Annotated in this window: 17 protein-coding genes and 1 pseudogene; 6 read left to right on the top strand and 12 right to left on the bottom strand. The window is 40.5% G+C overall.

All coding sequences use genetic code 11. The features are described from left to right. Window positions 1-95: 95 nt before the first annotated feature. Window positions 96-329: pseudogene (locus tag V7K89_RS01755) on the bottom strand (ABC transporter permease); the annotation flags it as partial. A gap of 356 nt (window positions 330-685) precedes the next feature. On the opposite strand from V7K89_RS01755, the gene V7K89_RS01760 reads away from it, so the two are divergent. Further along, window positions 686-1,225, top strand: a complete 540-nt coding sequence (locus V7K89_RS01760) for a DUF3172 domain-containing protein (protein WP_335184030.1) — start codon at window positions 686-688, stop codon at window positions 1,223-1,225. Between the two features lie 166 nt (window positions 1,226-1,391). Here the strand turns inward: V7K89_RS01760 and V7K89_RS01765 are convergent, their stop codons facing one another. Beyond that, window positions 1,392-2,156, bottom strand: a complete 765-nt coding sequence (locus V7K89_RS01765) for a DeoR/GlpR family DNA-binding transcription regulator (RefSeq protein ID WP_335184031.1) — start codon at window positions 2,154-2,156, stop codon at window positions 1,392-1,394. A gap of 294 nt (window positions 2,157-2,450) precedes the next feature. Here V7K89_RS01765 and V7K89_RS01770 point away from each other — a divergent pair, with 294 nt between their 5' ends. Beyond that, a complete protein-coding gene (locus tag V7K89_RS01770; protein WP_335184032.1) occupies window positions 2,451-4,370 on the top strand; it encodes a transketolase C-terminal domain-containing protein in 1,920 nt (639 codons plus the stop codon). 248 nt (window positions 4,371-4,618) lie between these two features. Here the strand turns inward: V7K89_RS01770 and V7K89_RS01775 are convergent, their stop codons facing one another. The 7 genes from V7K89_RS01775 to V7K89_RS01805 form a co-directional block, all read right to left on the bottom strand. Beyond that, on the bottom strand, window positions 4,619-5,443 hold the full coding sequence (locus tag V7K89_RS01775; protein ID WP_335184033.1) for an AMIN domain-containing protein: 825 nt from the start codon (window positions 5,441-5,443) through the stop codon (window positions 4,619-4,621). A 106-nt stretch (window positions 5,444-5,549) separates the two neighbouring features. After that, window positions 5,550-6,032: a hypothetical protein gene (locus V7K89_RS01780; RefSeq protein ID WP_335184034.1), complete on the bottom strand. Its 483-nt coding sequence runs from the start codon at window positions 6,030-6,032 to the stop codon at window positions 5,550-5,552. 4 nt (window positions 6,033-6,036) lie between these two features. Next, window positions 6,037-8,223 carry a cation:proton antiporter gene (locus tag V7K89_RS01785; RefSeq protein ID WP_335184035.1) on the bottom strand — a complete coding sequence of 729 codons (2,187 nt, stop codon included), beginning with the start codon at window positions 8,221-8,223 and terminating at the stop codon, window positions 6,037-6,039. Window positions 8,224-8,663: 440 nt separating this feature from the next. Then, complete coding sequence (locus V7K89_RS01790) at window positions 8,664-9,953, bottom strand: cation:proton antiporter (RefSeq protein ID WP_335184036.1); 1,290 nt, start codon at window positions 9,951-9,953, stop codon at window positions 8,664-8,666. A 421-nt stretch (window positions 9,954-10,374) separates the two neighbouring features. Next, window positions 10,375-10,809, bottom strand: coding sequence for a hypothetical protein (locus V7K89_RS01795; protein ID WP_335184037.1), 435 nt, complete (start codon window positions 10,807-10,809; stop codon window positions 10,375-10,377). Window positions 10,810-11,065: 256 nt separating this feature from the next. After that, the gene (locus V7K89_RS01800; RefSeq protein WP_335184038.1) at window positions 11,066-11,812 is read right to left on the bottom strand and encodes a GDSL-type esterase/lipase family protein; all 747 of its coding nucleotides are present in this window, start codon (window positions 11,810-11,812) and stop codon (window positions 11,066-11,068) included. Window positions 11,813-11,925: 113 nt separating this feature from the next. Beyond that, window positions 11,926-12,156, bottom strand: a complete 231-nt coding sequence (locus tag V7K89_RS01805; protein WP_335184039.1) for a hypothetical protein — start codon at window positions 12,154-12,156, stop codon at window positions 11,926-11,928. Between the two features lie 401 nt (window positions 12,157-12,557). Between V7K89_RS01805 and V7K89_RS01810 the strand changes: the two genes are divergently transcribed. Beyond that, the gene (locus V7K89_RS01810) at window positions 12,558-14,123 is read left to right on the top strand and encodes an NACHT domain protein (RefSeq protein ID WP_335184040.1); all 1,566 of its coding nucleotides are present in this window, start codon (window positions 12,558-12,560) and stop codon (window positions 14,121-14,123) included. 1 nt (window position 14,124) lies between these two features. After that, a complete protein-coding gene (locus tag V7K89_RS01815) occupies window positions 14,125-16,521 on the top strand; it encodes a WD40 repeat domain-containing protein (RefSeq protein WP_335184041.1) in 2,397 nt (798 codons plus the stop codon). A gap of 14 nt (window positions 16,522-16,535) precedes the next feature. Here the strand turns inward: V7K89_RS01815 and V7K89_RS01820 are convergent, their stop codons facing one another. Beyond that, window positions 16,536-17,099, bottom strand: coding sequence for a Uma2 family endonuclease (locus V7K89_RS01820; RefSeq protein ID WP_335184042.1), 564 nt, complete (start codon window positions 17,097-17,099; stop codon window positions 16,536-16,538). Window positions 17,100-17,144: 45 nt separating this feature from the next. Between V7K89_RS01820 and V7K89_RS01825 the strand changes: the two genes are divergently transcribed. Next, window positions 17,145-18,425 carry an ATP-binding protein gene (locus tag V7K89_RS01825; protein ID WP_335184043.1) on the top strand — a complete coding sequence of 427 codons (1,281 nt, stop codon included), beginning with the start codon at window positions 17,145-17,147 and terminating at the stop codon, window positions 18,423-18,425. Window positions 18,426-18,942: 517 nt separating this feature from the next. Further along, window positions 18,943-20,145 carry an AAA family ATPase gene (locus V7K89_RS01830; RefSeq protein ID WP_335184044.1) on the top strand — a complete coding sequence of 401 codons (1,203 nt, stop codon included), beginning with the start codon at window positions 18,943-18,945 and terminating at the stop codon, window positions 20,143-20,145. A 203-nt stretch (window positions 20,146-20,348) separates the two neighbouring features. Here the strand turns inward: V7K89_RS01830 and V7K89_RS01835 are convergent, their stop codons facing one another. Together V7K89_RS01835 and V7K89_RS01840 are read right to left on the bottom strand one after the other, a co-directional pair. Beyond that, the gene (locus tag V7K89_RS01835; protein ID WP_335184045.1) at window positions 20,349-21,209 is read right to left on the bottom strand and encodes a response regulator transcription factor; all 861 of its coding nucleotides are present in this window, start codon (window positions 21,207-21,209) and stop codon (window positions 20,349-20,351) included. A 141-nt stretch (window positions 21,210-21,350) separates the two neighbouring features. After that, window positions 21,351-23,336 (bottom strand): scytonemin biosynthesis sensor histidine kinase, encoded by a 1,986-nt coding sequence (locus V7K89_RS01840; protein WP_335184046.1) that lies wholly within the window; start codon window positions 23,334-23,336, stop codon window positions 21,351-21,353. Window positions 23,337-24,438 lie beyond the last annotated feature (1,102 nt).

Consider the following 24,438-nt stretch of genomic DNA (forward strand, 5'->3'; position numbering starts at 1 on the left):
CCTTAAGCATCCTCGTTTTTTTCTCTACTACACCTACTTCCTCAGAGTAATATTTTTTCTGGCAAAACTCCAGTTCTCAAGATGGATGAGGTTTAGTTGTTATAGTTACCACTAATTCCTGAACCGGGTTTGATGGAACTACCCAAACCCAAGCCAAAAGCCAAAATATATATCAGTGGCGAGATTAAACCTGATGCAGCAACTGGTATGATTCTCACCCGTAAATCTAACCAATCTCCCCAAAAAATAGTCAGACTATCAGCTAGGAAGATTTGAAGTTGCGAAGTTTTGAACCTCTTGCTTGAAGGTAGCGCTCTTTGAGATGTCACGTGCTTTCAATTACTTATTAAAATTTCATTAAGTTTTAATTTACATTGTTTTACACATCAATTGCTAGGGGTAACAAAAATATCTCATCCTAAAAATTGGAGATTAATAACAAAAGTTAGATAGTTTAAGCATTATGACTAAATTAATTGTGAAAACTCAATTAGTTATATCTGATAACAATTAAAAGTATTAAAATTTTGTCCCAATATCTAGATAAACTAGTATTTTTCTCATTTAACAAGAATATCCCAGAGAAAATCACAGACAATTACAGTCAAGAATAGGCATACTGAAAGAGGGAGAAAAAACTTTAAACTACTCCCTCCCAAATCGGCGTGAAGGTGATTAAGCAACAATGAGACGTAAATCTACTGGTAGATCGGCTACTACTTCTAAACCCTCTATTTTCCAATCCCCTCTATTTAACTTCACCACCATCGCAATTATGGGAGGGGTGTTAATTTTGGGAATTGGCATTGGCATTGCTTTTAGTTCTACAACCACATTGGCTCCATCAAATGTAGCTTCCCGTGAATTTATAGACACCAAAGCACCGAATCCGGAAATTTGTGTGCAGTACGGAGCCAGCGCGATGGTAATGGACGCTAGACTGTTTGTCACTCTCAACCCCTTTAATGTCTATGTTTCCCAGCCTAGTATGCGTCCTGGATGCGTGATTCGACAAAATAACTGGGCGCTTTTAGAGAACCGCAAGTTGGTGACATCCGAGCAGGTAAGAGATTGCAAAAATCGCCTGAACACCTTTGGTTTCACAGGTAACTTGGACAGTGACAAACCTGATATTAGATGTATATATCAGAATGAAGCTGCTCAAAACCTCTTCACCGCTCAACCAGGAGCAGTTGGAACACCTCAGGAAACGGATAGATTTTAGATTTGGGCATGGGGCATGGGAAATGGGGCATTGGGCATTGGGCATTGGGCATTGGGCATGGAGAATAGAAAAGGGAGAAATTGATTCAATAATTCCCCCTTGTCTCCCTTGTCCTCCTTGTCTCCCTATTCCCCAATCCCCCGCGATCGCATCTGCCTTCATGAAATCACTCGTGCTCATCACGTATAATGGTCAAACCTAAAGCTTTGTAGGCACTCAGCATATTATTAGGTACTGTCGGTGCGGTTACTAAGTAAGTCAGGGCATGAATGGACTCCACTAGATAAGGAGCAGCTGTATCCAGTTTTTCTGCTGTCACTAATCCTACTACCTCAGCCGATCCAGCAATCATGGCTCGTTTAACGTGCGCTTCGTCTAGGTTAGGTACACTAATCCCAACTTCTGGATGCAAACTGCAAACCCCCAACATGCACAAATCTGCACGAATCATCCGTAATGTTTCAATTGTGACAGTACCGACGTTCACCAAGGCTTTTTTGTAGAGTTGTCCACCTAACATCACAACCTCTATATGGGGATGTTCTGCTAAAGCAACGGCGATTGGCGGACTATTTGTGATCACTGTTGCGTGCAAATCTAGAGGTAAATGACGAGTTACTTGGAGAGTTGTCGTACCTCCATCTAAAATCACCACCTGTCCTGTACTAACTAATTTTGCTGCTGTGCGAGCGATCGCTTCCTTTTCTTTTGGCGCTTGTTTTTGGCGATCGGCATAACTAGCGGTGGCTGGAGATTTCAGGAGCGCTCCCCCATGAACGCGTTGCAATAGTCCGGTTTCTGCCAGTTCTCGCAAGTCCCGGCGAATCGTATCCTCAGAAACTTTCAGAACAGCACTAAGTTCTGTCGAAAGTACCTTTTTATCACGACGCAGAATTTCTAAGATGAATTGTCGTCGTTCAGCAGTTAGCATAATTAATTTTCCTGAAAATGCGTTTTTGCACTTGAAATTGCACGTTTGTGAGTTTATACTTATTGATATGCAAGTTCATGTACGGTAATCCGTAACTTCAATTGAATTCAAGCACATTCATGCACAATTGCATGTATTGATTTTGGCATTTGATGATATCACACGGTTCCACAGTGGTTCTGAGTGGTTAGCTTGAGCTTGGATAATTGTTGCCCATTGGGGTTTTAACAATTTTTTGGTAGTGCGATCGCGCATTCCGTTTGTTCAAATTGTTTTTTATTCAATCAAGAAACCATGACTATTACGAATTCCCAATTTCCAATTGATCTTGGTGCTTACAAACCTTTAGCGCTCAATCCCGCAAATTCCAGCCTCACAGATGAACAGCGAGAGACTCTCAAAGCAAATATTCAACTTTGCCGAGATGCGATCGTCTTTTTTACAGCGACTGGCGCTGCTAGCGGAGTCGGCGGTCATACTGGCGGGCCATACGATACAGTGCCAGAGGTGATGATCCTTGATGCCTTTTTCCGGGGAGCATCGGAGCAATTTGTGCCGATTTTCTTTGATGAAGCAGGACATCGAGTCGCCACCCAATATCTAATGGCAACATTGCATGGTGATTTACCTGCCGAGCAACTTTTACATTATCGGCAAGCACATTCCAATTTACCGGGACACCCGGAACTAAAACTAACTCCTGGTGTGAAATTTAGTTCTGGCCGCTTGGGCCATATTTGGCCTTACGTCAATGGTGTGGCAATGGCGAATCCAGGCAAAGTTGTTTTCTGTCTCGGTTCTGATGGATCGCAGCAAGAAGGCAATGATGCTGAAGCGGCTCGCTTGGCTGTTGCTCAACATCTCAACGTCAAGCTGCTCATTGATGACAATGATGTAACGATCGCTGGACATCCTTCTAAATATTTACCCGGTTTTAGTGTCGCCAAAACCTTAGAAGGCCACGGCTTGAAAGTACTTCAGGGAGACGGGGAAGACTTAGACGATTTATACCATCGTATTTGCGAAGCTGTGAATACTCCCGGAGCGATCGCTCTAATCAATAAACGCCCGATGTGTCCTGGTATTGAAGGTTTAGAAGGTTCCATTCATGGTCATGATGTAATTCCTCTAGATTTAGCACTTAAGTATCTAGAATCTCGCGGACAAACTGCGGCTGTCGAATACCTTAAAAGTATTGAGAAACCCAAACAACCATATACGTTTCTGGGTTCGGGTGACAAATGGGGCGCTAACCGTGGTGTGTTTGGTGATGCCGTGGTGGGTGTTCTTAGTCGCATCAGTGAAGCGGAGCGTAAAGAAAAAGTCATGGTCATTGATAGCGATCTAGAAGGCTCCTGCGGCTTGAAGAAAATTCATGAAACATACCCAGAAATATTTATTTCCTCCGGCATCATGGAACGGAGCAACTTCTCTGCTGCGGCTGGATTCGGGATGGACGAGGGCAAGCAAGGTATTTTTGCGACCTTCAGCGCCTTCTTAGAAATGTGTATCTCAGAAATTACGATGGCACGGCTGAACTATTCCAATGTTCTATGTCATTTTTCCCATGCGGGTATAGATGACATGGCAGATAACAGCTGCCACTTTGGTATAAATAATATGTTTGCCGACAATGGCTTGGATGATGGCTACCCAACACAGTTGTACTTTCCGGCAGATAATAATCAAATGACAGCTTGTGTAGAAGCTGTGTTCTTTGAGCCGGGACTGCGGTTTATTTTCTCCACCCGTTCCAAAGTGCCCAACATTCAAGACAGCAACGGCAATGACTTCTTTGGAAGTGGCTACAAATTTGTTCCTGGTAAAGATGAAGTTATACGAGAAGGGACGCAAGGCTACATTATCAGTTTTGGCGATGCTCTCTACCGTGCCGTTGATGCTGTAGAGCGTCTGAAGCAAGAAGGGTTAGACGTTGGTTTAATTAACAAACCAACTTTAAATACCATTGATGAAGAAATAATTACCAAAGTTGGTAATGCTCCTTTTGTGCTTATAGTAGAACCCTTCAACCGTCGCACTGGCTTAGGCAGCCGTTTTGGTTCCTGGTTACTAGAGCGGGGGTTGACTCCCAAATATGCCCATCTTGGAACTTATAAAGAAGGTTGCGGCGGATTGTGGGAACAGTACCCATATCAAGGTATCGATCCAGTCGGCATCATCAACAAGGTGAAGGAGTTAGTTGGAAAAAAATAATTCATTTATTAGGGCATAGCGCATAGCAAATGGGGCATTGGTTCGATTTCCCATGCCCCATGCCCTTCAGGAGTGCTGAGTACGAGCGATCTGATGAAGGAAGATCGTTCGCTGGGGACTGGGGAATAGCGAGACAAGGAGGACAAGGGAGACAAGGGGGAATTATTGAATCAATCTTTCCCTTGTCTTCCCCCTCTTCCTTGTCTCCCTTGTCTCTTCTCCATGCCCCAATTCCCAATTCCCTATTTTTATTTAGTTTTGGGTAAAGGTTGACCAAACTCAATCACTGGAGGATTGGGAGCATTGGGGATTGCTGGAACTGGAAATTCCGATACTCCCGAAGGAGGAATATTATTTAAATTATTGAGTTGATTTGGGAAAGAAGGAGGGGGAAGAATCGAAGTAGGTTGTTGAGAGGATGTATTTGGATTTAAAGGAGGTACGGTGACAAAAGGCTGCCCTGAGTTAGTAGTTGTTGAGGGCAGTTGATTGGATGGAGTCGGAACTGTGAGTGAGGGCGATTGTGGATTAGTAGTTACGGGTGGGTTGCTAGGCGGCTTTTGGAGTATTTGAGGTTGTTTCTTGGCTGAAGATGCGGACTTTCCTGGTTTTACGGCAGTAGTTTTACTAGAAATAACCGGACGTAACACCCAGCGAGTGGAGTTTTTTCGGGAAACGGGTTGCAGTTGTACCTGTTTGGGATTAAAAACAGTTCCTGCTGCTAAATCTAGGACAATGCGTGTATCGTTTGCGTTCAGTTGAGAAATGCGAATGCTTTTGATGGCTCCAGAATAATTTTGTTGCGTGGTAATTTTGCCCAACTTAGTATTCGGTAAATCTACAACTAGACGAGAAGGTTTTGCCAAATAGAAATAACGAGGAGTTGTGCCTGCTGAGAGGGTGATTTCGAGTTGCTGTGTCTTGGGAGAAAAATGCCAATTATTTAGCTTTGCCCCTGGTGTAGCAGCAGTAGTGCTTTCGAGGGCGATCGCTGCATAAAAGCCTAATATACTGATGCTAAATAGCTGCTTACCCCATTGGTAAAATTGCTTAGTCTTTAATCCCCGATCCATTCTGTTTATTTGCTCCATAAAACTCATACAATGCGCTCACATTGCTGTTTACTTCGCGCTTCCAATCCCGTAGACGCGATTAATCGCATCTCTACCCACTCCCCATTCAATTAGTTTTTTGGGGCACAGCCGTAAATTTCAGAGGTTGTGGAATACCATTTACGTTTAATTGACCTGTCATTTTAGCTTTATCCACAAGTTGCATTTGAATTGTGACTGAGTTCAGAGGATCGTTTTGGGGGCGAGGAATATTACAAAGGATTGATCTGCCTACTTTCCCAGATAAATTTAATTGTTGATTTCTGAAAATGCCTGCCAGAGAGTGCTTTTCGTCAGTGTCGGCTTTAGCGTTTGTCGGTAATACAGAGGCATTTAAGTAAATACCTGACTGCTCAATGTTTAACGTCAGAGTATCGGATTTTTCACAATTAGGCAAATTCTCCGCTAGGGTTAGACGATAGCGACCGCTAATTGGAGGAAGAGCCTTGAGATTGTTTTCTCCGTAAGCACTGACAGTTTTAAACAACAGTAGTACTGAAATTATTGCTACTCCGTAAAAAATTAAAGATTTGAAGTTGAAATGATTCATGTTCTCAACTCCTCAATGTTGGTTCTTGACTACTAACTTCAGTAAGTACGGAAGCCAGATGAGCGGTGACTTGACTGTAGCGACGGGTAATCAGCAAGGAGGAGGAACATTGGATGGCTAGTTGATCTGTATATCTTCCCAAGGTTTGACGCTCGATACCCCAAGCACGGCTGGTGCCAGCAATTGTCAAGTCTACATTTTTTGAGGCTTCGACTACAGTTTGGATTGCCTCTGAAGTTTGGACAATTTTGATTTCGATGCGATCGCGTACACTACTCGGTAATTTCTCCATCATCGTATTTAATTCGTAACTCAATTCATCCTTAGGCTGATTTTCGGGCACAACCTGCAAAACCTGTAACAGACAAGTCTCACAGTTAATTAGCAGTCTCAGAGCTATTATTAGCGCTAAATCATCATGAATATTTGCCGAATAAGCCACTAACAAGCTTTCTAATTGCTCGCTTCCCTTGTCCACAAACACTGCAACATCAACTGGTGCAGTAGTGAGTATTTGACCAACTCTTCCACCTAAACGGTTGCTACTAAAAGCTGGGCGATGCCATCCCACAAGAATTAAATCAACTTGTTTAAGTGCAGCAATTTGTGCGGTTTCTCGTGCAACATTACTAGATATGCGAACGATCGGACGCACGTGAGAGCGTATTTCTACTGGTTCGAGAGTATTAATCAATTCTTCTAGCTGCTGGCGGCGCTGGGCAATTAATCGGTCTGCTTCAACTGGCGTACTTTTAAAGGCATAATCTTCTTCAAATTCAATCAAGCTCAGAGGGTTAACAATGGCGGGATGTCGGGAGTTGATAGCGATGCTTGCTGCCAACTGTAGCAAGCCTTTTTGGGTACTCGGATTAGCCACTGGCACCAAAATTCGGTAAGGACGATAAGTTTCACCATCAGTAGCACTGGTAGCTGTTTGTGCTTCTAACTCCGGTTCCACCACATCTAACCTGATCAGCTTCTTCGGATATGTCCATTCCAGAAGTGGCGAGGTCATGAATGTAGTTACCAATGCCATAATTACCAGCATGGTAAATATTAAGGGAGAAATTACCTTTAACTCTAGACCAATGTTTAGTACTATCAGTTCGGTTAAACCACGAGTATTCATTAACCAACCGAGTGCCGAGGCTTCCCGTTTACTAATACCACTAACACGCGCCGCTACATAAGTACCAACATATTTACCTGCGATCGCCACCCCTAAAACCAACGCACACAAAAGCCACAATTCAGGACGGTTGAGCAAGCCAATCTGTGTCTTTAAACCACTGTAGGCGAAAAATATGGGCAGCAAGAATATCAGGACAAAATCTTCGGTTTTTACTGCCAATTCCCGCACTAAATCTTCATTTTTGGGCATGGCTGCTCCCAGCAAAAATGCCCCAAAAATTAAATGAATCCCAATTAGTTCGGTGATTAATGCCGACGCAACCACTGCCATATAAATCCCAGCTAGCAGCACTTGGCTGAGTCGTCCCGCACGGACGTAGTGTTTGGCAAGACCTTGCAGGAACCAACGTCCCACCGTCAACATCAAGCCGATGTAAATTAGACTGGCGATAATTGTAGGTACAGCACCAGTAAAGTTACCAGTTCGCGCAACTGCGATCGCAACTGCTAATACACACCAAGCTGTAACATCATCCACTGCTGCACAAGTTAACGCCAAAGTTCCTAAACGCGTTCCTTGTAAATTGTTTTCAGTAATAATTCGTGCTAACACCGGAAAGGCAGTAATCGACATCGCCGCCCCCAAAAATAAGGCGAAGGCAGTAAAAGATACACTTGCATCGGAAACTAGGGGATAAAGTAGCACCGCTAGCAATGTTCCTAAAGAAAACGGCACCAAAATGCTGACATGAGAAGTTAAAACTGCTACTTCTAATTGGCCGCCGAGGTATTTGGGATTTAGTTCTAGCCCAATCAGAAACATGAAAAATATTAGTCCCACCTGAGACAAAACATTCAGAAAAGGAATAGTTTCTGGTGGAAACAAGGTAACTGCTAGATGGGGAGCAACTAAACCTAATAAAGATGGGCCAAGCATAATTCCGGCGACAATCTCACCAATGACCAGTGGTTGCTTAATGGAACGGAATGCTAGCCCTACGAGCCGTGAAAGTCCAATAACAATCAACACCTCAACCAGAACGAGAATAACTGTGTGCATGGTTTCCTTAAAATTAACTATCTGGTTTCCCTAAGATAATTCTTTAAAATAGTGGGAAATGTCAAGCTTATTAAATATAACCAAGAGTAATTTCTGCTTCGTTATTATATGAATTATTGTTAAGATACAGTTGCAACCCTGAAATATCAATTCTGATGATTTTAAGAGCTACATCTCGAATAACTTCAAAATTAACAATAGCAATAAAACTAGTTAATCGGTAGTCAGTTTGTAGTAGTGTTTAAACACCACTACAAACAAATTAGCGTTTATATAGTAATCCTATTTGATTTGCTCTTTGCTGATATGATTCAGATCCCCGACTTTTTTAAGAAGTCAGGGATCTTTTTATTCATAACTTATTTAGGACTGCTATAACTGGAGTTAAAACAGAAAATTTTACCCAATTACTAAGTAATTAATTTTATATTTAAATTTACTTAATTAGAATATTTATCATAGCTTTTACCGTGCAGTAAAAAAGCAATTAGTGGTGATGCCATCAGGGTAGTAATGACTGCCATAATAACCATGATAGTGAATAAAGTTGGGGTAATTATACCTTGTTCTAGACCAATATTGAGGATAATTAACTCCATCAAACCACGAGCATTCATCAAAGCGCCGATAGTTGCAGATTCACGCCAATTTTCCCCAGTTAATTTTGCAGCTAACATACAAGCAACACCTTTCCCGAGAATTGCGATCGCAATAATTAATAAAGTCACTCCCCACAAAGTAGGTGTGTTTACCAAGCCAATTTGAGTGTTTAATCCAGAAAAGACAAAAAATATTGGTAACAAAAAAGAAGTAGTTAAAAACTCCGTATATTGGCGAATTTGTTGGGCGAATTCTCCGCGTGGTGTCACTGCTCCCAGCACAAAAGCACCGAATATTGCATAAATACCTGTAACATCGGTAAACCATGCACAAAACATCAAAATTATCAGCATCAAAGTTAAGGTTTGTCTGTTCACACCTGTATCGCGTTTTGTCATGCGTGTGAATGCTTTCAGTAGAGGTTGTCCGAGAAAAATTGCAAATAGCACATAGCAAATGCCACCACCAATTGCTAATATGGCAATACTCAAAGAATTTTTTACGCTAGCAAGTACAATCGCCAGCAAACACCAAGCTACTCCATCATCTACTGATGCTGCACCTAAAGCCAAAGTACCAAAGCGAGTTTGTGCAAGACCACGTTCATAAAGAATACGAGCTAACATTGGGAAAGCCGTAATTGTCATCGACGCACCGAGATACAAAGCGGCTGACCAAGGCATAACTTTTGGTTGAAAGAAATCACCATTGTGATAAAGCAAAAAAGATGCGATCGCTCCTAAAATAAAGGGAGTGATAATCCCAGCAGCAGATAACAAACTTGCACTTTTGATATGATGTTTTAAGAGTTTGGTATTAAACTCTAAACCAATCAAAAACATATAAATTACCAACCCAATTTGGCTGATAGCATATAAAATCGACATTGATGGATTGGGTATTTTGAGTCCGACAGCAGTGATGATGGGAAGCTTAGGAAATAGCCATTGCTGAAAATCTGGTGCAATCAATCCTAAAAGTGATGGCCCTAGCATGACACCTGTTATCATTTCGCAAACAACATCCGTTTGACCAAGATAGCGGCGTCCTAAAATCGTGACAATGCGACAAGTGGTTAAAATAACTGTGAGTTGTAGAAATAGCCGAATAACTAGATCAAAATTTGACATTGCACTTCCTTAATTTACGTCCCTGCATTGAAGAATCTCCCTAGACTCTAAAGCTTGTCCTGTTTTTACTCATATATGACTACTACATCAGCACAAGTGCCAATTTTGTAAACATAAAATAGCTGTTTTTAATTTGATGAGGTACAACAGGCAATGTGTTGCATTGATTTCCAAAGTTGTAGCAGTTACCATGTTATTCTTAGGAACGCAGACAACTGTACGTCAATATAAGATATTGCATCTAAACTAAAACCGCCATATATGATTTTTTATAATTTGTTAATTTCCAATTATTAACTTTTTTCATCTATTTAAACCACAATCGAATATAGATACGCACATTTACACGTACCTACAGTTTAATTACCTGATAATATCGCTATAAATTTAATTAAATTAGTTTCGTCGATAATTTGAGATTTTATAACCACTCTCCGCCCCGAAAACGCCAACGGAGGAAGATAATTCGCATTAGGCTTTGTGAACTAATAAAAACTGCTATCCACACGATACTATAGTGCAACAAAAATGTTTCTGGAGACAGTTCTTCTTTAGGTAAAGGTATTGGTAAAAAGCCAAATAGTTTGACTCCACAAAATATAAATATTAATTCCCATATACCAGCCAATAGTTGATAAATTGCAGGCCAATCCCTATCCCAACGAGATTTTTGCAAATAGTCATAAAGTACATCCCAACCCAAGCCAAAGATGGCGACATAAGCAAGTATCCAAAAATAAACTGAGTTAGCACCAGGGCCAATCCAACCTATTGCAAAAGGTAAAGATACAAATACGCCGACAGTTGCCAGTAATAATAATCGAGTTTGCCAGCGACCAAATAAAATTGGTGTCATAGGAGTGCTGAGTTAAGAGTTAGGAGTAGAGACGCGACGCCAGTCGCTACAACAGAGGGAACCCCCACAACGCGCTGGCTCATTAATCGCGTCTGTACAAAAGTTAGGAGTAATGAATAATATAAAGAAATTAGAGTTTTTATAAATAGATTTTGACTCGTTTTTATTAAAAATGCAGAAAGATTGTGGTGCTTTTTGTGAGGATAGTAAATATGAGAATATCAGCTAGCCCAAAAGCACCAACACATCTATATTATTAGGATGGTTTAAGGTGATAATCAAATTTAGAATGGTAAGCTGCATTGGCAAAGTCCATTGAAGGTATGGCATCCCAATTGATTACATCTTCTAACAAAGCTTGATAACCTAGCGTATTGGGATGGAGTCCATCTTCACTCAAGCGTTTGAGTCGCCAACTTTCACCGCGTTCCATCCATTGCTCAAAAATATCCAAATAGGGAATCTGCCGTTTGGTGCAAGCAATTCGAGTTGCTTCTTTGTAGCAGTGTTGGTTGGCATGATTGTAATAAAAACAATCTAAAAATGGCATTTTGGCTTCATCTACTGGCACCATACCCACAAATAACACAGGACAAAGTTGCTGTGCTAAATCTAACAGAGACGCAATTTCTTTTTCAAACAATGTAAAATCTGTGTAACTTCGACCATCAGGACGCGCTAACCGTGCTGAGTCATTCACCCCTACTGATAAAATAATCAAATCAGGAACACGATTTCGCAGTTCACCCCGGTGGCGAAATTCAACTTCTAGCCTTTGGGCTACTTGTTGCGTGCGATCGCCTCTTACCCCTAAATTATAAAGAACATGACCGGCACTATCCGGCAACATCCACCATCGCCGTAGTTGCTCAATCCAGCCTCCTTTTTCCGGGTCGCCGAATCCATAAATTAAGCTATCCCCCAGCGCGACAATCTTCATTGGTTGAAAGTGATTTGGTGGTAAAGACCGCTGCATTGAGGAAGAAGCTAGAAATGTGTGCATTTAAAAACTATATTTTATATCTTTACAAGATTCTATACATTTCTATACCATAGATGGCTATCTTTAGTGTCCAAGCATCTATGGAGTTTCTACTTGTTGATATGGTTGCAAAGTTAATATTGCCACAGTTGAGCCTCAGAGGGTGAATGTTGAGCCTTTGAAGGTGAATGTTGAGCCTCAGAGGGTGAACGTTGAGTCTCTGAGGGTGAATGTTGAGCCTCTGAAGGTGAACGTTGAGTCTCTGAGGGTGAATGTTGAGCCTCTGAAGGTGAACGTTGAGCTTCTGAGAGTGAACGTTGAGCCTCTGAGGGTAAATGTTGCACCTTTGAGCTTGAAAGTTGCACCTTTTATGCTGAAACTTGCACCTTTGAGCCTGAAACTTGCAGTTTAAAAGCTCAAGTTTGGGGTTTGGTACTGAAAACGTTTATGCAATGTCTACGATGGGCTACGCCTACGCACTATGTTTCATTTTATTTTAGGTATAAGTGAGCGCTCATACTGCGCTAAATGAGTCTGAGAATCGAACCGCCGAGGCACAGAGGACGCCGAGGAAGAGAGAAGAGAGAGTGTTGGCGCAGCTTATTGTACTCCTACTTTTAAGCAAGCTACGCGTAACGTTCCATTGGCGCAGCCTCTCGTAGAGAAGGAAAGGTATCACTATTATATAACTGTGTATTTGCTTAATTTTGGCATCTGTCGTTAGGATAAGTTACAGATGTAAAAGTTATATCTACTGCTAGCGAAGATGAATATTGACCCTGTAGTTAATGCACTTAAAAGTATTGCTAGACCTGCGGCTTCTCTAGTTATTAATCAAGCTCAACGCAATGAAACTGTAGTTAGAACCTTAAGACAATTCAATTTTGACCCGGTACAACCACCTAAAAATGTTGATGGTGTTTATGTTTACTCTTTAATTGAGTATGGTGTGGGTAAGCCAGAAGCAATTCTGAATCTTTTTAGAGAAAACAAGATTAAAAATGCTTTTTGGAGTGCTTATACTGCAAATAATCCCTTGGGTTTCTGCAAGGAAGTAGAAAAGTTTTTGCAGGGTAAGGATTTAGAATATGATATCCGATTATTGAGAATTGAACTGCGATCGCAGTTAGAGGAATTTGGGGAAATATTTATTAAGGTTGCCAAAACAAGTAAATCGAAAGAGTTTGAGCCTTTCCCTGAATGGAATTTAGACGAGTATCCAGCAGAATTTAAGTCGTTAATTAGAGAGAAAATTCGATCGTTTTGCGGTCGTAAGTTCGTTTTTGATACTTTTAAGCAATTTTGCGACAAAAATCGGAGTGGTTACTTTACAGTCGTGGGTGATGCGGGGATGGGGAAGAGTGCCATTGCTGCTAAATACGTCTGGGACAATAAATCACCATGCTATTTTAATATTCGCTCAGACGGTCGCAATCGAGCAGAGCTATTCCTTGACAGTATTCGCAAACAATTAATTAAGCGTTACCAGTTGCAGAATACCGAAAAAGCTAATTTAGCAGATTTACTAGAACAAGTTAGCAAAAAACTGCCTACTGGCGATCGTCTTGTAATTGTAGTTGATGCCCTTGATGAAGTGGAACAAGAAGCAGGGGGGAATCTTTTAGATTTACCGCCGTCGCTTCCTGAACGTGTTTATTTTCTGCTGACTAGACGACCCTATACTATAGATAAAAAACGCTTGTCTGCATCAGATGTCCCGGTAGAGGAACTAGATTTAAGGGAAAGTCAGTATATTAATTTGAGTCGTGAAGATATCAAGGAGTATATTCGGTTCTTTTTAAATGTCGATAAAGACTATAAAAATGCACTTAGACAATGGATTCAAGGCCGCAATATTTCTGATAACGATTTTGTTGAGCAGGTAGCAACTAAGAGTGAAAATAATTTCATGTACCTGCGCTATATTTTGCCAGGAATTGCTAAAGGTTACTATAAAGACCTGAGTTTAAGGCAATTACCCGATGGTCTTGAAGATTATTATCAAGTCCATTGGCAGCGCATGGGGATGGATGAAGAACCCCAGGAAGTAAAGGTATTTATCCTGTTTATTTTAGTGGAGATTGGCACACCAATTCCCTGTGAGATGATTGCAGCTATTGCCGAACAGGATGAATATAACGTGGAATCCGTTTTAAAGGATTGGGTTGAGTATTTAAAGCTGCAAAATATAAAGGGAGAAGACTGCTACAGCATCTATCACGCTAGTTTTTTAGAATTTTTGAAAGCCAAACGGGTTTTAGATTCCAAACGCAAGCTATTTCAAGAGGTTAATCAACGCATTGCCGATTACCTTGTAAAGAAGATGGCGTGAAATGGGAGAATTTGCAGACAAGTTAGCCGCAGAAAGTCCCGCTTTTCAACGTGCTTTCTTGGGTAGTTTAGCACCAAGCTTGATAAAGTCGGGAAATTTGGAGAAGTATTACCAAACTTTGACTGATTTTGATTTTATTGTGGCGAAGATTAATCATTCTGAGTTTGGAGTGCAGCCTCTAATTGAAGATTATGATTTGATTGAAGATGCAGATACATTAAATTACCCAGAATACAACTCTGAGAAAGTCAAAAGTCTGAAATTGATTCAAGGTGCATTGAGACTGTCAGCGCATATCTTAGTAGTGGATAAAGAGCAATTAACGAGTCAATTGCACGGACGGTTAATAAATCAGAAAACCTCAAAGGAGATTCAAATATTATTAGCACAAATAAAGCGAAGCACAACTACCCCTTGGCTGTGTCCCTTGACTATTAGTTTAACGCCACCAGGAGGACACTTACTCCGCACCTTCACTGGTCATAATAACTCGGTAAATGCCGTTGCTGTCACCCCCAATGGGCAACAGGTAATTTCTGCATCCTCTGACAACACCCTCAAAGTTTGGAATCTGGCAACTGGGAAGCAACAATTTACCCTTAAGGGTCATAGTCACTGGGTAAATGCCGTCGTCGTTATTCCCAATGGGCAACAGGTAGTTTCTGTATCCTGTGACAACACCCTTAAAGTCTGGAATCTGGTAACAGGAGAGCAACAATTCACTCTCAAGAGTCATAGTGACTCGGTAAATGCTGTTGCTGTCACCCCTAACGGGCAACAGCTGGTTTCTGCATCTAATGACAATACCCTCAAAGTCTGGAATCTGGCAACAGGAGATGAACTATTCACCCTTCCTTTAGAACGCTACGTGAACAATGGTCATAGTAACTCAGTAAATGCCGTCACTGTCACCCCCAATGGGCAACAGCTAATTTCTGCATCTTCTGACAACACCCTCAAAGTCTGGAATCTGGCAATAGGGGAAGAACTATTCACTCTCAGGGGTCATAGTGACTCAGTAAATACTGTCGCTGTCACCCCCAATGGGCAACAGCTAATTTCTGCATCCTCTGACAACACCCTCAAAGTCTGGAATTTGGTAACAGGGGAGGAACTGTTTACTCTCAGGGGTCATAGTAACTCAGTAAATGCAGTCACCATCACCCCCGATGGGCAACAGGTAATTTCTGCATCCTCTGACAACACCCTCAATGTCTGGAATCTGACAACAAGAAACCAACAATTTCTCCTTAACGGTCATAGTGACTCGGTAAATGCCGTCGCCATCACCCCCAATGGGCAACAGGTGATTTCTGCATCCTCTGACAACACCCTCAAAGTCTGGAATCATTCTTGGATAGAAGATATTTTTTCTGCCATAACTTTATTTTTTCAAGGGCAACTCAATCGCCATAGTTCAGGGGTAAATGCCGTCGCCGTCACTCCTAATGGACAACAGGTGATTTCTGCTTCCTATGACAACACGCTTAAAGTCTGGAATCTGGCAACAGGAGAGGAGTTGTTCACTCTTAATGGTCATAGTGACTGGGTAAAAGCCATCGCCGTCACCCCTAATGGACAACAGCTAATTTCTGTATCCGATGATAAGACTCTTAAAGTCTGGAATCTAGCAACAGGAAAGCAACAATTCACCCTCAAGGATCGTAGCGACTGGGTAAATACCGTCGCCGTCACTCCTAATGGACAACAGATAATTTCTGCATACAAAACCCTCAAAGTCTGGAATCTAGCAACAGGGAAGCAGCAATTCACCCTCAAGGGTCATAGTGATTGGGTAAATGCTGTCGCCGTTACCCCCAATGGGCAAAAGGTGATTTCTGCTTCCTATGACAATACCCTCAAAGTTTGGAATCTGGCAACAGGGGAGGAACTATTCACCCTCAACGGTCATACAAACTCTGTCAATGCTGTAGCCGTCACCCCGAATGGTCAACAGGTAATTTCTGCTTCCTATGACAACACTATCAAAGTCTGGAATCTGGTGACAGGGGAGGAAATATTCACCCTCAACGGTCATACAAACTCCGTAAATACCGTTGCTGTCACTCCCAACGGGCAACAGGCGATTTCTGCCTCCGATGACAACACTCTCAAAGTCTGGAATCTGGTGACAGGGGAGGAAATATTCACCCTCAACGGTCATACAAACTCCGTAAATACCGTTGCTGTCATCCCCAACGGGCAACAGGCGATTTCTGCCTCCGATGACAACACTCTCAAAGTCTGGAATCTGGTAACTGGGAAAGTCATCGCCACTTTCACAGGAGAAAGTCCCATCCTTTGCTGTGCAGTTGCACCCTATCACATGACAATTGTAGTAGGAGAACAATTAGGTAAGGTACATTTTTTGCGTCTTGAAAATATAAGAAAGGGATGAAGAGAAAAGTAATTTTATCTAACCAAGATTTCATTGATGCTAATATTCACATCGGGGAAGGTTTGAATTGATAAAGTTTGACCGCTAGTGAACTTTTGCATAAGCTGATAACCTGCGGCTATTGGTTGTTGATAAACTTCCACAATTTCCTCGTTAATATCTACTAACCAAACTTCAATTATGTTTGCTTCTGCATATAAAGGAATTTTCTCTTCCCGGTCATACATCACAGTCGAATCAGCTACTTCAATTAGTAAAAAAATATCCTGGGGTTGGGGGTGTGCAGTGGCGTAGAAATCATCACGGGGTTTAAGTAATGCCACATCTGGCTGAGGTTCTGAGTTATTGTTCAATGCGCTCGGATTTTGAGCAGCAAGTATAACGCGTTTACCCAACAGTTGCACCAACAAATTAACAAGTCGATTTACACAAGCAGCGTGTTTTGTTCCAATCGGCGACATCTCAATAATCTCTCCCCGAATCAATTCCACTCGGTCATCTTCTGTGAGAATCCCCGACTCAACCATCTTATGATATTGCTCAACTGTGAATTTCCGTCTTAGCAATTGTACAGACATCGCCACCTCCACTGTTGCCTTATCTTTTAATTATTCTCCAAAATTATGAACTCACCACCCAAACCACCCACTACAATCAATTCCAGAGGACATCCAACGGAGTTTGAGAAAATCATTCAAGAAAAAAGCCACAACTTTGTCGGTCGTGAATTTGTTTTCACAGCTATTAACAACTTTCTCCACCGTCATAACCAGGGTTACTTCACCATCATTGGCGCACCCGGTAGCGGTAAAAGTGCCATCCTCGCCAAATTTGTGACAAACAATCCTCAAGTTATTTATTACAATGCCGAACTTGAGGGTCAAAATCGTGCTGACGAATTTCTCATAAATATCTGCACGCAACTCATTAATCAATACTCGCTTAATTACACCTCTCTTCCTGATAACGCCACAGAGGGAAGTTGGTTTTTCTCTAGTCTTCTCCAGCAAATCAGTGATGAGTTAGAACCTGATCAAAAACTGATAATTGCCATTGATGGGTTGAATTGCATTGACCGTAACAGCCAACCACCTGGTACAAATCTGTTTTATCTCCCCCGCTATCTCCCAGATAAGGTCTATTTTCTCCTCACTCGTAGACCTTTCTTGCGGGAGAAGTCGGGTTTATTAATTGAAACGCCGTCCCAAAGTCTTGATTTAGCAGATTATCCAGAACAAAATCGCCAAGATATCCAAGCGTATATTCAAAATTACCTAACCCTTCAACAGATCCCCCCAACCCCCCTTGAAAAGCAGGACAATATTTCCCCGTTGTTAAAGGGGGTTAAAGAGGATCTTAAATCTTGGCTGAGTAATCACCAGATTAGTGAGCAAGAATTCTGCGATCGCCTCACCACTTTGAGCGAAAATAATTTTATGTATCTCAGTCAGGTAATAAATGCGATACCTTCTCCTGTCGGAGACGCTCCGCGAACGGTAAGCTTCTCTACGAGACGCTCCGCGAATGCTAACGCAGAAAATTTCTACTCGATACCTTTCCAGTACAATCAACTCCCGCCTGGTTTAGAAGCATATTATCAGCAGCATTTACATAAAATGTTTCCATCCGAACAAAAGACGGAACATAGCACAGATGTGTTAAATGTTTTAATTCAGCAGCAAAAAGCAATATTAGTAGAAGCCTTGATGCAGTCCGCCGCAGGCATCGCACAAATCATTGATACTGATGAGTATGAAGTTGAAGAAGTTTTAGAAAATTGGCTAGAGTTCTTACAGCAAAAACCAATCGCCTCAGAAACCCATTACAGTCTCTATCATTCCAGCTTTCGAGACTGGCTAGGTAAACAGCAAATAAAACCTTCTGAAAAATATCCACGGACATGATATACAGCAGAATTCAGGAGCGGAGCCGGAGACGCTCCGCCTCCGGTCAGAATGGGCTATGCCCCGCTCTGCTAACAAAAGTAAAACAAGCTTTGTACGTTCAAACTAGTGCAATACGGCGTAAATAAACCACCCATTCAAAACCAATGAAATGCTTACGCTGTATTAATTTTGAATTTTGAATTTTGAATTCCGCCTTGCGGTACTAGCTTGTGTACTTCATCAACTTGAAATCTGCTGTAAGTCCTCATCTACAGACGGATAAGTAGTGCAGGTGCATCAATCGCTAAAAGTAAACAGTCACTTACCAATTGGTATGTCAAAAAAGTTGACATAAGTAGTTGATTTGTAATACAATATATTACAAAGGTAATGAGTTAGATTAAAAAGACTTCCTCGCCAGTACAGTGGAAACAAAATTGCCATTTGTACACAATTAGTTGATATTACAAGAAAATTTTTCAAAACTTCCTACTTAACACAAAATAACTGAATTAACGCTGCATAACCGATAAATATGGATTTTGATTATTTTAGAAGCAATGAAGGCACTCCTACAAATAATACTCGGCAAAGCTTACTTGCTTGTGGCTGGCGACCGTTTAACCGAGAGTTAGACTGGGGATTTTTATGGCAACTGTTGTACAGTGACTCCCGCGAATTAACTCAAAAAAGTTTTAATTTAGCGAGTAACATTGCTGATGTTTTAGGACGAAATAATTATGCTTGGTGGGCGAATTTATTAAGTGTTGTATCTGATAATACCCGCTACGAAGTTGAAAAGTTTTGGAATTACATCACGCCAGATCCTCAATCACCAGATCATCGCTACAAAGATGTTTTGAGTACGGAAACGCCTATTGTCCAATTTGTTAGTCGTAGTAGTATTCCTATTGATTATGTTCTTAATCGACTGCAAGAAATTACTGTACTGCGAGTTTTAGGTGTGTTAGGTAATCCTGATATTATTACCCAGTATTACTCAGAAAGAGATTTTTATTTTCCGATAGATAGATTTGTTAGCTGGGAACGCTTAGACGTTATTAATACTGTTTACGCTTACTGGTCTAAGCATGACATTTGGTTGCAAATTGATCCCTACGATCGCGGGCGACGACAATATAGTTTAATGGCAAAAAATCTCGCGCCACTAATTAACAAAGCGACTTACGACTTAGCAGTAATGCTGAGTGGATATCAAAGTCGTGTAGGCAAAGTTCATAGTCAATTTCCCATTCGGACATTCCCCGCAGATATTCAAAACTTTACTGATTCTGTACAGCAAGCAATTCTGAATCAAAACCAGTTAGCGGTTGTTGTACATGGGCAACCAGGTACTGGTAAAACAGTGTGGACACAGGCAGTAGCAAAAGAAATTCTTGTACCTTTAGGGTATGTAATTTTTATTTTAGATCATGATGCGATCGCTAATTTTGTTCCACCGACTTATATAGAGCGTATTTGTATCGTTATTAACGAAGCTGATAATCTAGCGCAAAATCGTGCTTCCGAGGTAGCGCAATACAATAACAAAACCGAACACATTCTGAGTTTGCTAGATGGCACTTTGTATCAGAGTGTAATTGATGACTCTGGTATTCAGATGCAGCAACGGTTAGTTGTCTTGATGACTTGCAACACTACTGAAAGATTAGATCCAGCGATGTTACGTAAAGGTAGGGTGGATTTAATATATGAGTTTACACAACTATTTATTTGAATTAGGTAACTCGGTAGTCTTCTGAGGATAAAGGACAATGGGGATGGATATACTGCCTGAAGCCCTTTTTCCTCTTTTTCCATATTTGCTAGATGCGTAGGCTAGCAAAAACCGCAGGCATCGTAAATCCTATTTCGACGATTCCTTTTTTGCTAACACAACAGTCAAATCTGCTTTCAGCACTCTTAGCATTGTACCTGTTTTTACGATACAAGCTGATGTTCTTTGCGCCAAGCTTGGGGAGGTAAACCGTGATGTTGGCGAAACTGGCGGGAGAAATGAGATACATCCTGATAGCCCAATGCTTTTGCTATCTTCTCGACTGTCTGATCGTTATTTTGCAGTAAAAAACGCGCTCCCGCCATCCGACGTTTGACAATCCAGCAGTTTACAGTCTCTCCTGTTTGCTTTGCTACTCGGTTAGTTAAGTAAGCAGGTGAGTAACCAACAGCAACAGCCACATCACACAAAGTAATTCCTTGATGATAATGAGCTTCGATAAAATCAAAAACTTCTTTTAATTGAGGAATGCAGGGAAAAATTGACTTAGAAGGATCTTGATCGGAGACTTCTTCATCAAAGGCTGTGACAACATCTCTAGCGATCGCTGTAGTATTATCTGCAAATACTGATTTTGTAGTTTTCTTGCATTGAATATTGCACCAGTATTTGAGAATAGCTTGCTTTTCTAAGCGAGTAACGATCACACTCACCAATTCGTCTAGTGTAGAGGGTTTGGTAAGATAGTCGTCTGCTCCCAATTCCATAGCTTTGCGAACATCTGCTCTAGTACTACTGCCAGTCAGAAAAATGAAAGGAATAATTGCTGTTGCTGTAAACGGATCTTGGCGTAGCGTAGTTAAAACGCTATAACCATCCATATCAGGCATCGTGATATCGCAAATCACTAAATCGGGTATATGCTTTTGTGCTTGCTGGATACCAGCAAAACCGTTGTCAGCACCTATCGTATCAAAACCTTTAGCCTCAAGACCCTTTAAATAAAGATTGCGGGTAACGTTATCATCTTCAATGACAAGAATTTTATTTGACGATTCAGACATGATTTTTTACTACCATCACTTTTTGTAGAAGCTGCTTACAAGACTATTTGCTGAGTATGTAAATAAGCATGAGATTAATTACTTCGTTCCAACAGTTATGATTGTTAAATTTTCAATTAACAACTATCTTCATTTCAACACTCATAACTCGGTACTAGTAAACTCTGATTGAATTAGTGGCAATATCACAGTAAATGTAGTGCCCACGCAAATTTGACTTTCTACAGAAACTTGACCATGATGTAAATCTACAAGGGTTTTAAGAATCGATAGTCCTATTCCGGTACCAGGTATATGATCGATATTACTACCACGGTAAAATGGCTCAAATATTCGTTGTTGATCTACTGCTGAAATACCAATCCCCTTATCTTTGACCTGGAAAATTAATTTTTCATTTTTGCAATATAATTTCAATTCAATTGCTATCTGGGAGGGGGAATACTTTATTGCATTGTCGAGCAAATTATTCAAAATAGGCTCTAACAATTTTTTATCTATGCAGGCTGTTAATGACTTATCTTCAGTTATAAAATGAATCGAGTTTTGGCTAATTCTCATCTGCATTTGTGCAACTAAATCATTACAAAACTGAACTAACTCAAGCGGTTTGGGATCACAGTTTATTTTTGCTGATTCTGCCTTAGAGAAGAACAAAATATCATCCAACATCTGGCTGAGTTGTTCGGTAGCTTTTTGAATGTGATCGATTAATGGTTGTATTTTCTTCTGTGTGCGTTTGTCTACTTCTTCTTTGAGTAAGCTATTAGAAAATGAAACAATATTCAGCGGAGTCCGAAATTGATGGCACACCATAGAAAGAAAACGTGCTCTCAGTTCGCTAAGTTGTTTTGCTTGTTCTAAAGCCTGGTTTAGACCTAATTCTGCATATTTGTAATCGGTAATATCGATGCCTGCAATCAGTTCGACTGGCTTTCCTCCAAAATCCAGCACTCCATTTAGCATGGCAACCGCGCAAGCTAGCCAGCGCTCCGTGCCGTTTTTTGTCAAGATATTTATCTCTTGGTATTCAAAATTACCTGTACCACCATGATTGCGTACCTGCCTACGTTTTTTGCTTTTAATCAGTCGGCGCAGTTCAAAGCCTGTTGTCAGTTCTTCGTTTGTGTAGCCAGTGAGTTTCTCCACTGCTGGATTTACATAGCAAAGCCGCGTACCTTGAATCAAAAAAGTGCAGGTATGTGTCGTTTCTGCTAAAGTCCGAAATCTAGTTGCGTTCAGTCGTAATGCTTCTTCAGTCTGTTTCGATTCAGTAATGTCCCAAATACTCCATACTCTCCCAATAATTTTACCCTCAAGCAACTGAGGTTTAGAATAGTGTGCAAAAACTCTTCCATCTTTTAACTCTAGAATGTCGTAGCTCTCGAAATCAGCTTGGCTAGATATTTCCCAAATCATCCGATTAAAGGTTTGTGGATCTTTAAGTTGGCTCTCAAAAAATGCTTTGCATTGAGGACATTTTTTAGATAGTATTAGGGATTCTGGAATCTGCCACATATCCATAAATTTCTGATTCAAGCTCAGAATATCTCCCTCAAAGTTAACTGCAACAATACCAATCGCAGTAGACTCGAGAGTAGAACGAAGTAAAGAAAGAGATGTTTCTAGTTCTACTTCTTTTGCCTTGACTTGAGAAAATTCTTGTTGCAAATTGTCTTTGGCATCCCTTAATTCATCAGTCCATTTTTGAACGCTTAACTCTACTATTTCATCAGTTTTCTCACGAACAAAGGCACTGCCAAATTCCATATCTTGGTGTTTTACATAGTTCATGGATATTTCTACCAGAAATATCCGACCGCCTTTTGTCCGATAGCGAGATTTAAAGGTCAGGGAACCTTGTGAGCTAATATCTGACCAATTGTGCAGAGAAAAATCTACATCTATATCATGCAGCCTCATTGAAAGTAATTCCTCACGGGAATACTCAGTCATCAGACAAGTGGCATCGTTGACGTAAAGAAACTGCGCGTTTGCTCCTAAACAGAAGGCAGCATCTACAGCATGATTTATTAGGAAGTGAGCAAACTTCATCTCTATTTCTGGTTGTAGCGCCCACTGATTGTTTGATCTAGCTAATGTATAATCGCCAGAATTTATATTCATACTTCCTCCTGCTAATCAATCAGCACCATAGCTATTAATGAGCTAATAATCATAACTTGCTGAAATATTTGATGCACTATTAGGCTACTTACAAATAGAATTCGTTCAGAGATTAACAAATATTATTAATGACTTTTACAAAAATTATCATACCAATTAAAAGTGAATTTTATAACTAAAAGTTTATAAAAAAAATCTAAATATTTAAAATATATTGTTGATTTCAATAGCTTTTTATAGCAACACAAAATTTAGACAAATCAGATCCAGATTAGTCAATAAACCTTATTAGATAAGAGTTCAAAACTCTTAATCTATAAGTAGAAAAGATATTTTAAATTTCAACTAGCCCTGCACCAGAGCTAACTAATGGTTTATCAACCTAAAATTGCTGGGTTTCGACTGGGAAAAAGTTAAAAGATAAAAATTTTTAACCTTTAACTTTTTCCCTCACCACAGACTTTAGCGAACTACTAGTACACTATGGCGGAAGTTTGCCTAACTATAACCTGTTGCTCAGAGCCACTTGTCTGGTTAATTGAGATGGTAGCTGGATTTACGCCGTGCTGTACTAGTCTAGAGTCGTTTGATTTTTAACATAAATGAATTTGCAGGGCTGGGCTTGGCTTAAATGAACAAATTTCACTCATCAATTTATTTTCTTAATTTATCTTAACTTACTCTCTCAGAGAATTTAACTATAGAACAATATGCTTAGTCATCTGTCGTAAGAAATACATTAATATTAAAAAATACGTATATTTTTACGTATATTATTGTGTGTTTTTTTTCATAAAGAAACATTGTATTAATCTACTCAATGTATTTTTTAAATTTTTAAGTTTTAAAAAATACATTTTAATAAATTATTACGTAGTTAAGGCTTAGTCATCTCTCAAAGGAAACATAAAAAGTTAATAAACGATGTCTTTATCGTTACAAATAATTGACTTAAAGAATTTTTGGTGGCGATAATATAAAGACCGCCAAATTGTTGTAGTTGCAGAGTGTCTTGTGAAAAGAGAAGATAGCCAGTTGCTCATAGAAAGCCAGTTCAGACAAGATCAGATTATCTGATTAGGGCGCTGGCTTCCCTAAACAA

Origin of the sequence: Nostoc sp. (genome assembly GCF_036917515.1) — a bacterium.
Lineage (GTDB): Bacteria > Cyanobacteriota > Cyanobacteriia > Cyanobacteriales > Nostocaceae > Nostoc.